16 protein-coding genes and 1 pseudogene are annotated in these 12,517 nt (G+C 37.4%); all 17 read right to left on the reverse strand.

Annotated features, from left to right (window positions below):
• Positions 1-277, reverse strand: a 277-nt coding sequence (locus C0512_RS13575; RefSeq protein WP_290862466.1) for an aldo/keto reductase, incomplete at its 3' end; no start/stop codon positions are given.
• Between the two features lie 10 nt (positions 278-287).
• The gene (locus tag C0512_RS13580) at positions 288-491 is read right to left on the reverse strand and encodes a hypothetical protein (RefSeq protein WP_290862468.1); all 204 of its coding nucleotides are present in this window, start codon (positions 489-491) and stop codon (positions 288-290) included.
• A 439-nt stretch (positions 492-930) separates the two neighbouring features.
• Positions 931-1,380 (reverse strand): peptide-methionine (R)-S-oxide reductase MsrB, encoded by a 450-nt coding sequence (msrB, locus tag C0512_RS13585; protein WP_290862470.1) that lies wholly within the window; start codon positions 1,378-1,380, stop codon positions 931-933.
• Between the two features lie 27 nt (positions 1,381-1,407).
• Positions 1,408-2,073 (reverse strand): peptide-methionine (S)-S-oxide reductase MsrA, encoded by a 666-nt coding sequence (gene msrA / locus C0512_RS13590; protein ID WP_290862472.1) that lies wholly within the window; start codon positions 2,071-2,073, stop codon positions 1,408-1,410.
• Positions 2,060-2,263, reverse strand: coding sequence for a hypothetical protein (locus C0512_RS13595; RefSeq protein ID WP_290862474.1), 204 nt, complete (start codon positions 2,261-2,263; stop codon positions 2,060-2,062). Before C0512_RS13595 ends, msrA (C0512_RS13590) begins: the two co-directional genes overlap by 14 nt.
• Before the next feature lie 154 nt (positions 2,264-2,417).
• On the reverse strand, positions 2,418-2,951 hold the full coding sequence (msrA, locus tag C0512_RS13600) for a peptide-methionine (S)-S-oxide reductase MsrA (RefSeq protein ID WP_290862476.1): 534 nt from the start codon (positions 2,949-2,951) through the stop codon (positions 2,418-2,420).
• Between the two features lie 144 nt (positions 2,952-3,095).
• The gene (gene trxA, locus C0512_RS13605) at positions 3,096-3,437 is read right to left on the reverse strand and encodes a thioredoxin (RefSeq protein WP_290862478.1); all 342 of its coding nucleotides are present in this window, start codon (positions 3,435-3,437) and stop codon (positions 3,096-3,098) included.
• 222 nt (positions 3,438-3,659) lie between these two features.
• Positions 3,660-4,112 carry a restriction endonuclease gene (locus tag C0512_RS13610; protein WP_290862479.1) on the reverse strand — a complete coding sequence of 151 codons (453 nt, stop codon included), beginning with the start codon at positions 4,110-4,112 and terminating at the stop codon, positions 3,660-3,662.
• A 12-nt stretch (positions 4,113-4,124) separates the two neighbouring features.
• Positions 4,125-5,381: an acetyl-CoA C-acyltransferase gene (locus C0512_RS13615; protein ID WP_290862481.1), complete on the reverse strand. Its 1,257-nt coding sequence runs from the start codon at positions 5,379-5,381 to the stop codon at positions 4,125-4,127.
• Positions 5,382-5,548: 167 nt separating this feature from the next.
• Positions 5,549-7,108: a YdiU family protein gene (locus C0512_RS13620; RefSeq protein WP_290862483.1), complete on the reverse strand. Its 1,560-nt coding sequence runs from the start codon at positions 7,106-7,108 to the stop codon at positions 5,549-5,551.
• A gap of 61 nt (positions 7,109-7,169) precedes the next feature.
• The gene (locus C0512_RS13625; protein WP_290862485.1) at positions 7,170-7,358 is read right to left on the reverse strand and encodes a hypothetical protein; all 189 of its coding nucleotides are present in this window, start codon (positions 7,356-7,358) and stop codon (positions 7,170-7,172) included.
• Positions 7,359-7,706: 348 nt separating this feature from the next.
• On the reverse strand, positions 7,707-8,045 hold the full coding sequence (gene trxA / locus C0512_RS13630; protein WP_290862487.1) for a thioredoxin: 339 nt from the start codon (positions 8,043-8,045) through the stop codon (positions 7,707-7,709).
• A gap of 554 nt (positions 8,046-8,599) precedes the next feature.
• On the reverse strand, positions 8,600-9,544 hold the full coding sequence (locus C0512_RS13635) for an L-histidine N(alpha)-methyltransferase (protein WP_290862489.1): 945 nt from the start codon (positions 9,542-9,544) through the stop codon (positions 8,600-8,602).
• 81 nt (positions 9,545-9,625) lie between these two features.
• Positions 9,626-10,846, reverse strand: coding sequence for a bifunctional alpha/beta hydrolase/OsmC family protein (locus tag C0512_RS13640; RefSeq protein WP_290862491.1), 1,221 nt, complete (start codon positions 10,844-10,846; stop codon positions 9,626-9,628).
• A gap of 4 nt (positions 10,847-10,850) precedes the next feature.
• Complete coding sequence (egtB, locus tag C0512_RS13645) at positions 10,851-12,020, reverse strand: ergothioneine biosynthesis protein EgtB (RefSeq protein ID WP_290862493.1); 1,170 nt, start codon at positions 12,018-12,020, stop codon at positions 10,851-10,853.
• Positions 12,021-12,040: 20 nt separating this feature from the next.
• Positions 12,041-12,322 (reverse strand): DUF427 domain-containing protein, encoded by a 282-nt coding sequence (locus C0512_RS13650; protein ID WP_290862495.1) that lies wholly within the window; start codon positions 12,320-12,322, stop codon positions 12,041-12,043.
• A gap of 2 nt (positions 12,323-12,324) precedes the next feature.
• A pseudogene (locus C0512_RS13655) lies at positions 12,325-12,517 on the reverse strand (hypothetical protein); the annotation flags it as partial.

Consider the following 12,517-nt stretch of genomic DNA (forward strand, 5'->3'; position numbering starts at 1 on the left):
TATCAAAATCGGCTGCATAGCTAAACCCCCATTTAGTAGCGACAATAATATCTGGATCATTATTTTTTAGTAGCCATTCTATTAAGAGTGATTCGGCCAAACCATAACCGGGTGAAGCATCGAAAAACCGAACACCTTTATCATAAGCATCATCCAATATTCTGATACCATTTTCTTTGAACTCCGGCAGAGATAAATCCACTCGCGGTTTTTCATGTCGAACGTTTATGTAGATTGGACGGCCTATGGCTGCTGTTCCTAAACCTATATTTTCCATCTTGTTTCTTTTATACTAAATAAGCCGTTTGGCCTTGCGCCAATTTCAAACGTGTCCAAACATTCATGTTTACAATAATAGCATCGATTTCATCGATTTCCGTTTCAGAAAAATAGTCACACATCGCATCGTGGTATTGCTGGAAATTTTTGTGAGTACCAATTGTTAATACATCACAATAGGCCAGCGCAACTCTTTCTTTTTCGGTAAACAATAAGCTGTTTCACCAAGATGATATGTTGTCTGCTTTGGCATATGTAATACCAACTTCCCGGGCAATACGAGCGTGTAAATTTACACAATATGCACATTCATTTTACTGGGCCACTCCCAGACGGAGAAGTTGAGCAAGACTCTAATCGGTTTTCAATTTGTACTTGTATCCAAAAGCATCTGCCAGTTTATCGGCCAGTTTATGAAATGGAGACAATTCGGGATCAAAACGGGTGTTTTTAAACTTTACATCATTCATCATATTTGAATTTAAGTCAAACTATTTTTAAACAGTAAGAACTGAACAAATTTAATTCTGGTATTTTTCCAGTTTTAACTCATTCAGTTCTTTATTGTGACGGTAACTACAGTCTGCAAAAAGCTATGAAGTTCAGATCTTTCTGAAAACAAAACTACCCGGACAGTTATTAATTACTTCTCTATTTCTTTTTTTCTTTAACCAGCGCCTCGCCGTTCATGCAGTAGCGAAGACCACTCGGGGCAGGTCCGTCAGGAAATACATGTCCTAAGTGCGCATCACACACATTGCATTGAGCTTCTATGCGAACCGTACCAAATGTAATATCTTTGATGTACTTTACATTATTTTCTTTAATGGGTTGTGTAAAACTTGGCCAGCCAGTTCCAGATTCAAATTTTTCAGTGGAATCGAATAGCAGAGTATGGCAGCATACGCAGGAATAAATCCCTGCGTCCCAGCTTCTGCACAGATCATGACTGTGGGACCGTTCAGTACCATGTTTACGCGTTACATAGAATTGGTCAGCGGTAAGAAGCGCTTTCCATTCGTTTTCAGTTTTTTCAACCCTTTTATCAGGTGCAGGATTACCATTTTCGGCAAACGCAAGCACATTGTTCCAGTTAAGCATAATTTCAGTTTTTATGTTAGGCAACTATTATTGATTATTTTTTTTATTGGCATCCTTTGCTACTTTGAAGAGTGTAGGATTGATGTGGCAATATCCGCCAGGATTATTTTCAAGGTAGTCCTGATGGTAGGCTTCCGCTTTATAATAAATTTTTAACGGGGTCACCTCTACCACAATAGGTGTCTGATGTTTAGCGGTCTCTGCTTTTATCCTTTCCTTTATGGATGGCAGCTGCTGATCTGATGTATAATAAATACCTGTGCGATACTGATCGCCAATATCATTTCCCTGTTTGTCCAGGCTGGTGGGGTCAATTGTGAGAAAATACAAATCCACCAGAAGGTTCAAATCAACTTTTTTGGGATTGTATGTTACCTTTACTGTTTCCGCATAGCCAGTCTCTTTGCGAATCACATAGTCATAAGTCGGATTTTCACCATGACCATTGGCAAAACCCACTTCAGTAGCCGTAACTCCGTCTACTTGTTTGAAAAAATGTTCGGTTCCCCAAAAGCATCCGCCGGCAAAAAAGATGACGCTCGTGCTGTCGTTATTAATTACATTTTCCCTGGTGATTGCTTTTTCTTTCAAAGATTGAGTGCCCGTACTATTGCCACAGCTTGTAAATGATACTATTACGAGCGCTGCAGCCAACAAGATTTTTGCTGTGTTTCTATATTTATTCTGTTTCATCTTCTTTTTGTTTAACAAGTTGTTTGAAAACTGATTTGGTGAACCTGATATACTTTTCCTCTGCTTTATCATATCCTACCCATTGCTGCATGTTTCCAAAAGAACACTTTGGAGCTCGTTCCTGATGACCTGACACCAGTGTATATCTGTCAGGATTCTGTTGATAAATTTCTGCCGTTACCTTATCCATTTTAATTTTATTTAGTATTAAAAATGATGTACGGGCTGTCACATTACTTTAGTTATAACAGCATTTTCTAAATTAGTCGTAAAAATTATCTGAACCTTACAATTTTTTTCAGTTATAAAATGAGAAGGAAAACCATCACATAATAATCTCACCGTCAGAGATCCGATGGATAGTCAGCGCGGTTTGCCCGATATTTGGCTAATTTTGGCGAGATGACCATTTGACAATAATAAGCTTCCGGATTCTCCTCATAATATTTTTGATGAGCCTCTTCTGCCTCGTAAAATACAGCAAACAGCTTCAGCTCAGTAATTATGGGCTCTGAATAGGAATTCCGCAAATTTTTAATCACTTTTTCAGCCACTATTTTCTCATCATCATCCCCATAGAAAATAACACTGCGGTATTGATCACCCTTGTCTGCACCCTGTTGATTCAAGGTGGTAGGATCATGTGTCATCAGGTGAATTATCAAAAGTTCCTGCAAACTAATTTGTTCTGGATGATAACTTATCTGAATTACTTCTGCATGTCCCGTCCTTCCGGTACGGACTTCCCTATAGGGAGGGTTTTTAATAAATCCGCCACTAAATCCGCTTTTAACTCCTAGTACTCCTTTGGTATCTGTGAAAATGGCTTCTGTACACCAGAAACACCCACCCCCCAATGTTATAATCTTATTTTTCATTGCTGCTCACCTTTCCTTTTAAATAAGTAATTTTATGCTGGACAGTCTGCCAATGAGGATACTTTATAATCAGCGCTAAAATTTATTAAGATTTAGCGCCGATTTACTCCTACTGCATTCTTACTGCCCGAGTATTCATTACAGTTAATTACTGACTTCTTCTATGTTCGAGGAAATCAATTGATCTATCCTTTTGTTTATTTCAGCTCTAGTTTGAACACCTGTGAATTGATCTACCACAGCACCATTCTTCATCAGGAATACAGCTGGAATACTTCTAACGCTAAACTGTGCTGCTAAGTCTGGATTTAGGTCCACATTAATCTTTGCCACCACAATGTCATCAGCATAGTCGTTGCCTGCAGCTTCTATGACTGGTAATAACGCTCTGCATGGTCCGCACCAGTCTGCATAAAAGTCCAGGACTACCGGTTTGTCACCTGCGATAATTTGATCAAATTCTGTTTTGTTGTTAATCGTTTTCATAATAAATCTGTATTTAATTGTTGTTAATGGATTGTTTCGATTTCTGAAGAGACAATGCTTCTTCTAAGCTTTTCGCCTTTATTGGCTTAGTATGAATAATGTGTAGTTCCTTACACTCTATTTTCAGAAAAATGAGTAACGAGGATGCAGATAGAAAGATTGACAACAAAGACGAAGAAAAAGCTAGAAAATAACTTTATTCAAATGTCTGGTCTAATCTGATTAAGGTTTCTTTTCTTTATCAGTCAGAAAAACTTCTCCGGTATCGATTGAAATTCTTAAGTTATATTTTTTCAACCTTTCGATTAAATTACTTCTATCTATTAAATCAATTGGAGGCTTCCCTTTAATTTTTGCTTGCCTTTTAGCTTCGCGGGTAAAATAACCAGTGGTTAACACTAAACCTTTGTCAGTCTCCTTATCCATAATCTCACGAATCTCTTGAATTATATTATCAGGAACAGCTCCAACATGTTGTTTCCCAAAAAAAACAAAATGATAAGACATTACAATTCCTAAGTTAATAGTTCCTTTGCCAGTTATTACGCCGTTTTCCCTAATTAAAACTGCATTTATATTCGTAAGTCCCAGTAGGTGAAAGAATGTAGAGCAGAAACTTTTAAACTGAGTTTTAGATAATCCGCTTATGATTTCTATTTGGCTGTTATATATCATCACCTAGCAACTCTATGTTTCAAGCATCATAACAACTCCTAAACCACCATCTGCACAGACACTAATTAATGCCTTTTTATTTTTTCCGGCAAAGTGTAGTTGCTTTAGGGTTTGGCTTAAAATTCTTGCTCCGGTTGCACCAAATGGATGACCTATTGATATGCTGCTCCCTTTTAAATTAAGCTTCTCCATTGGGAATTTGCCTAATTCTGATTTAATTCCCATTCTCTGCAGATGAGTAGAACTTTCAAGCTTACTTATTGTCGAAAGCACCTGAGCCGCAAACGCTTCATGAATTTCCCAAATATCTATGTCGTTATAAGTAAGATTGTTTCTTTCCAATAATCTTGCAATGGCAAATGTAGGCGACATCAGAATGCCCTCTTCTTCAATATTCACTGCCGCCATTTCCCAATCTGTCAATTTTGCTTTGTAAGGGGTATTAAATTCATTTATTCTATTTTTCCCAACTACCCAAACTCCTGCTGCACCATCAGTAAACAAACTTGAATTACCTGCGGTTATCGAGCCTTTGCCAGGTTCTCGATCGAATACTGGTTTAAGTCTTGAAAGCTTTTCTAATGAGGTATCCTTTCTTGGTATTAAGTCTTCAACTACATTAAATGCGGAAAAAATTAAATCATCATAAAATCCTTCAGCTTTGGCTTTAAAATAATTTTCGTGACTGATCAGGGCTAACTCATCCTGAGCTTTACGGGCAATCCCCAGACGTTGCGCTGTTATTTCGGCATGCTGCCCCATGCTTTTTCCTGTAACCCTGTTAACACCAGGCGGAGTATAGAGCTTGAATTTAAATATATTTGCTGCCCACTTTATTTTGTCAACTACGCCATTTAGCTTTGGAAGCATTTTAAGCCATTTTGAAGTTTTAATTGAAAGGCCTAATTGTACGTTAGAAAAACTCTCAACTCCACCTGAAATACCAGTCTCATCATCAGTTAGTATGGATGCAAGCTGAATAGTTGATAATATGCTACTGCTACAAGCCATGGTAGTGGTAAACGCTATGGTTTGGTCAGCTATATCAGACTCTAACACAATATCTCTTGCAATATTGCTGTAGGTAAGATTTGGAATAACGGTTCCCCAAGCCAAATAATTTGGACTTGCCTGTTCATTTCGCGTCATATTGTTTACAACTGCGACTGACAAATCTATAGCCGAAACATCTTTCAACTCTTTGTTTTCTTTTACAAAAGGAGTTCGTAACCCTGATGCTAACCAAATTTCTTTATTAAACTTGCTCATAATATATGAATGAATGTTACTATTCTATAAATTTCAATTCGAGGAATTGACTTTGTAGCTTAGTCTGATGAGGCTTCGATTCCTTACAATAAATTTGCTGATTGGTTACACTGATGTACTTTATGTATTGTTTCAACTTCATTTAAAAGAGTGGACTTAACCGAGATTTATGAGCTGCATGACAACATAGAGCAGCCAGCCTGCTCGGTCGCCCAGGCGGGGCGCATTTCAAAGAACTCATTGTGACTTGACGAATATGGATCTTTAAGGGCCTGCTGTAGTTTTAAAAAAAGTTGGTTTTCTCCTTTCTGCAATTCTTCAATAGCCATGTGCAGCAAGTAATTCCTTAGAATAAACCTTGGATTGGCTTTGCGCATCCGCAGTAAGCTTTCCTCCCTTGTGCAGGTGTTAGCACTTAAACGAGCCTGGTAACTCTTCAAAAGCGTATAAAGTTGGGTGGCATCTGCTTGTTCAGGTTTAGCATACAGGCTGCTAAAAAAGTAATTAAGCATGTCTTTCTCTGTAGCTATATCTGTTGGCAAATCAATAAGTAACTGATAAAATATTGTCATATCTGGCTGGATGGCTGTCAATACGTTCTCAAATTTGGCGACAAGCGCTATGTCGTCGTCATCTTTTATACCATCTAACCCCAGCTTATTTGCCATCATGGCGTAATACTTACGCCAATAAACCTCCTCATAGGTCTTCAGCTGGCGCTCTAATTTGTCAGCGTCTGAAATCAACGGCACCAATGCGTTAGCTAAGCGGCTGAGGTTCCAGTAAGCTATATTGGCCTGCTGTCCGAACGCATATCGTTTGCCTGGCAAGTCGGTCGTATTAGGCGTAAAGTCCGGATCGTAGTTGTCAAGAAAAGAATATGGCCCATAATCAATTGTTAAACCAAGTACAGACATATTATCAGTGTTCATAACCCCATGTACAAAGCCTACCCTTAGCCACTCCACTATCATGGTAGCTGTACGTTCAACAACTTCGCCAAACCAGCGCAGTACCTTGTCCTCGCCTTCAATATGCGGATAAAAGTGCTCAATCGTCCAGTCCACCAGTTGAGTGAGGTTGTCAATCTCGTTCCTGGAGGCAAGCATTTCAAAGTTGCCAAAACGTAAAAAGCTTGGTGCTGCTCGCATCACAATGGCGCCAGGCTCATCAGCAGCACGCCCATCGTAAAACATATCACGAGCCACCTTGTCGCCCGTGGTAATTAGCGCCAATGCCCGCGTAGTAGGGACACCCAGGTAATGCATCGCCTCACTCATCAGGTATTCCCGTACCGATGAGCGTAAAACTGCCCTGCCGTCTGCCCTGCGAGAATATGCAGTGGGACCGGCGCCTTTCAACTGCAACTCCCAAGTATTTCCCTGTGGGATCTCCCATTCGCCTAAAGTGATTGCCCGGCCGTCACCAAGCTGCCCGGCCCAGTTGCCAAATTGGTGGCCGCCGTAGCATGCTGCATAGGGGTACATGGTCGGGGTAACAAGGTTGCCGCCTAGAATTTGTATGTCCTGGGGGTTAGGTTCGGCGATGCCCAAACTGTCTGCCAGCTCCGCGGACCAGGCTATAAGTTGGGGTTTAGCTACTGGTGTAGGTAATGCCTTGCTGTATAAAACTCCAAGAGTTTGCCTTGGGAGCGTACTACCGCTGTCATCACCCGGAAATGTATCTACGAATGTAGTTTTGAATAGCTTAGAACTTAAATTTTTCATAAAGTGCAGTAAAGTTAATTGATAACAGCTAAAGCTATCCAATTTATTGGCATAGCTAGTCTTACTTCTGCTTTTCTAGTAAACAATAAACAATTCGCTGAGCCACTCGCAGACGGAGAATTTGAGAAAGGCTCTCATCGGTTTTTAATTCGGACTTATACCCAGAAGCATCTGCAATTTTGTTGGCCAGCTTTTGAAATAGAGACAATTTGTGGTCAGGATGGGTGTTTTTAAACTCTATATTTTTCATCGTATTAGGATTTAAGTTGTAACTATTTTAAGCAGTAAGAACTGAATAATTTTATTCCTGGCATTCTCTCCGGTTTTCAGCCAACCAGTTCTTTAATCTGACTTTAACTACAGTCCGTACATGGTCAAGAAGACCAGATATTTCTGAAACAAAACTACACGGGTACTTTCCAATTATTCATCTTATTCTTTTAATTCTTTAATCAGCACCTCGCCGTTCATGCAGTAGTGCAGATCACTCAGCTCAGTACCGTCGGGAACACTGTCTCTAAGTCGCGCCTTATACATTGCATCGAGCTTCTATGCGAACCATAACCGTATGAACCATCACGGCTCTCAGACATCACTATTAGTTTGAAGTTTCCGCCTCTGCTGCAATCAGCTGATCAATCCTTTTGTTGATTTCAGTCTTGCTTTGAACACCTTTAAATTGATCTACCACAGTGCCATTCTTCAGTAGGAACACAGCCGGAATACCTCTAACGTTAAACTTTTTTGCTATTTCTGGATTGTTGTCCACATTGATTTTTGCTATCGCAACGTTTTCATCATAATGGTTATTAGCTTCTTCTAAGACAGGCAATAATGCTTGGCATTGTGCGCACCAATCTGCATAAAAGTCAAGGACTACCGGCTTGTCACCAGCGATAAGTTGTTCAAGTTCAGTGTTGTTGCTAATCAGTTTCATAATAATCTTCTTTAATAGTTGTTAATTTCTGTTGATTGTTTGAGTTTTTGCTAAAAGACAATGCTTAATGCTAATCTCTTCGTCTTTATTGGGTTAGTATGAATAGTAAATAATTCCTTACAATTTATTTTAAGTTATTCTTTAGACGGGATAATCCTAATAAAGTATTCGTTACAAAATTTCTAACAATTCCCCAATTTAGTCGTAAGACTGTGTGATTCCTTACGTAGATATTTCTAATTGCCACTACGATCGTGACTCATTGTAAATATGCGCATCTTATTAATTCAGGTATAATGAAGTTTGCACAGAATGTTGATATAGAGAAGTTGCCAAGATCTTTTTCTCTGTGTGGGACACAAAACTTAGTAAACAATACTTTTCAAATCAGAGATTTTTTCCGATGAGCCTATACCCCCCCCCAAAAAAAATGGAACACATAATGGAACCCTACAATAAGGGCCAGCGTTCTGGGAGAATATTAAAAACACAATGATGAGATGAGATCATCATGAAGAATCATAAAATGGGCGTTTGCCATAGTTTGTGCTTTTTTAATTTCTTTGTAAAATATAATCAGCAAAAAGATTATTTTTATCGGTGATTTTATGCTCCCAGGTAATATCTGTCTTAGACAAAATTTGTTTCACAACCTGATCATCATATTTTCTTGAAACCTCTGTATGAATCAATTCGTCTTTTTCAAAATTAAATTGATGCTCCTCTAATGTTACTGATTGTTTGACTAAACTTTTAATATAACTTTTGGCAATCCCTACTTCTTCGTCATAAAACGGAGCGTGAATAAAATTTGCTCTAATAAAATTTGAACTTAATTCCTTATTTATTCTATCTAATAAATTTAAATTAAATTCAGCGGTAATACCTTGATTATCATTGTACGCTGGTAGGATAATTTCTTTAGCTTTTTTTAGATCAACGCCTAGAATAATTTTATCTCCTTTAGCTAAACTGGAACCAAGTTGGTAAATAAATTCGGTTGCTTGTTCATCGATTAGGTTTCCAATATTTGATCCTAAAAAAAGGATAATCTTAATTGTTCCATCTTGCTTTAAGTTTTCCAATGCTTTGAAATAATCATTATGGTTAGGTTTCACAACCAATGTTGGAAGTTCAGCATTTAAAAAAGTTTTAATTCCATCCAGGGCATCCTTAGAAATATCAACAGGTAAATATTCAAAATCATAATTTCTGTTTATCAGCGCTCTTAATAAATGTATAGTTTTAGTTCCATCTCCCGCTCCAAGCTCAACTATACTGTATTTTTTACCTTGATCGAGATGCAATGCAGCAATAATATCGCTGGTTTTTTCTTGAAATGTTTCCATTTCTGCACGCGTAAGATAATATTCCGGGAGACGCGTTATTTTTACAAATAACTCATCTCCTTTTTTATCATAAAAGTATTTTGAAGGCAGTGTTTTTTGCGCTATTTTGCTTAACCCTTCAATCACTTCTTTTTTAAATTGTTCTAGCATTATTATTTTCTAATATTAATTCCCTAACAGTACAACAGCGCCAAGTCCGCCATCTGCGCAAACACTAATTTATTTATTTCATTAAATGAGTTGTGTTTCAAAGTATACTTTGTTAGCTACCGTTTTATGCACGGGACATTTTGAAGCAATTTCTTTTAATTTATTCTTTTGCTCTTCTGTGAGGTTGCCTATAAGTTTAATTTTTTTAGAAATGTGATCCAATTGTCCCATTTCTTCAATTTCCAATTTTAACTCGGCTGCATGTTTTCTAGAATAACTTAAGTACACGAAAACTTCTTTTAAATCCCACTGCTTTCTTTGAGCATACAATTTTAAAGTTAATACGGTACAGGAACCAATCGCCGCATTTAGCAATTCATAAGGTGACAATCCTAAATCATCTCCCCCAAATTCAGCAGGTTCATCACCATAGATGTGATGCGTTTTAGTATAAATATGGTTGGTAAATGGTACAATGGTCTCGTGATAGACCAAAACTTGTTCTCCTTCTGTGTCTTTAACCTCTTTTTCTTCTTTTTTTATTTCAACATATCGTTTTACCCAACTTGAAATAACTTCGGCTACGTAAAAGGCATCTTTTTTATTGGTAATCAAATGGTCAGCACCATCAAGACTAATGAAACTTTTTGGGTGCATTGCCTGGTGATATAAAGATGCGGCGTTTTCAATGCCAACGATTAAATCTTGAGGAGAATGCAATATCAATAATGGCTTGCGCAACAACTTTACCTCATCTTCTAAATTGTGGGCCTCTAAGTCATCAATAAATTGTTTTTTTATTTTAAAAGGTCTTCCTCCAATTGATATAACGGCTTCTCCATTTTTATTAATAGTATCTGCTAAACCTTCGAAATGTTTGGTTACGTGTTTTACGTAAGATGGCGCAGCAATGGAAACCACCGCCTGGATATTTGATAGTAAGTTTGCAGCAATAATCACTGCTGCGCCACCAAGAGAATGCCCGATTAATATAGTGGGTGCAATATAATTTTCAGTTAGAAATGCGTTGACAGCTATGATATCGGAAACATTATGAGAAAAAGTAGTTTCGCTAAAATCTCCATCACTTTGCCCAAGTCCTGTAAAATCAAAATTTAATACACTTATTCCTTGATTGATTAGTTCTGATGAAATGTTTCTAACCACAGCCAGGCTGGACGAACAGGTAAAGCAATGTGCAAAAATTGCGATGCTATTAATTTGACCATCTATTGGTGTTAATAAATGAGCAGCTAAGGCTTCTCCTTTTTTGTTTTTTATAAGTAATTTTATTTTTTTCATTTGTTTATAAATTATTGATACTAAATGCATTCTGTTTTTTTACCAACCTGATACCGCAATATTGCCAACGCATATTGGGATGGAAAAAATTTCTATATGTTTTTCTGCTATGGTTTATAGGTGTAGCAACTGATGCTCCTCTTAAAACCATAGTATTAATCATAAATTTCCCATTGTATTCGCCAATGGCACCTGGAGCTTTATTGAAATTAGGGTAAGGTAAATAGGCACTGTTTGTCCATTCCCAAAGTTGTCCCCAACTGAAGTGGTCGGAAGCAATTTCCCACTCAAATTCTGTCGGCAATCGCATTGCTTTATATTCTGCAAAAGCATAAGCTTCATAGAAGCTTATGTGGTTTACGGGCGCTGACAAATTTACTTTTTGCAATCCATCCAAGTCATATTTAAACCATTCGCCATCAATCTTATGCCAATATAAAGGGGTTTCAATCTTATTGTTATTTATCCAATGCCAACCTTCATCATGCCAAAAATTAAAATTGGTATAGCCTCCATTTTCGATGAACGCTATAAATTCAGCATTGGTTACTAATTGATTACAAATTTCAAAATCATTCAGATAAACTTTATGTGCGCCTAGTTCATTGTCAAAACTAAAACCTTCTGCCTGATGACCAACCGTATAAATACCTTCTGGGATCTTAATAAATTCACTTTCTAGATTTTGTTCAATGAAGCCATAAGAATTACCATACACTGGGAAAGTGGGCTGATTGCCAAGAATATATTTTATGTCATATATAAAAAGCTCTTGATGTTGCTGTTCGTGATTAATGCCAATTTCGACTAGCTCTAAAAGCTTCTCATCAAATTTAATAGAAAGTAAAGTTCCCATAGCACTATTAACATGTTTTCGATACTTGTAGACTTCTTCAACGGATGGCCTGGTCATTGATCCTCTATCGGGTCTCAAAACTCTTTCACCAATAGTATTGTAATAACTGTTAAACAGATATGAAAAATCAGGATTATAAACCGTGTAGCCTTTCAAATACTTTTTCAATATAAATTCTTCCCAAAACCAGTTGGTGTGTGCTAAATGCCATTTTGGTGGCGAAACAAATTCTGAAGGTTGCAACGAATAATCTTCAATGAGTAAAGGCCTGCACAGATCTTCAGATTTTTTTCTGATTTCAATAAATCTATTTTTCATCTTTTTTAATTAATAGAAATTTATTCCGTTATTTCAATTCCTTTCCAAAAAGCGACATGATCTTTTATTTCCGTAGCTTTATCAGAAGGATTTGGATAAAACCAGGCTGCGTCAGTATTGGTCATTCCATTTACTTTAATGGTGTAATAAGATGCCAAACCTTTCCACGGACAGGTAGAATGTGTGCTGCTTTGCTTGAAAAAATCTTTTTTAAAACTACTTGGTGGAAAATAGTGATTTCCTTCAATCACAATTGTATCATTGCTTTCGGCAATTATTTCTCCGTTGTATATTGCTTTCATAATTAGTATATTTCTTCAATTTTAAAATCGTTGTTATTAAAACTACAGCTGTCTCCTTTTTTCTTGCCCATCATACATTGGTATATTGGTGCTTTGGTAGAAATACTGATAAAGTCTTTTCCATCAAATTTAAAATTACCATCGGCAGTTGCAATAACCATATACCTACCGTTCACTTTTATAACAGCTCCTGGC

The organism is Flavobacterium sp., assembly GCF_013822155.1.
Lineage (GTDB): Bacteria > Bacteroidota > Bacteroidia > Flavobacteriales > Flavobacteriaceae > Flavobacterium.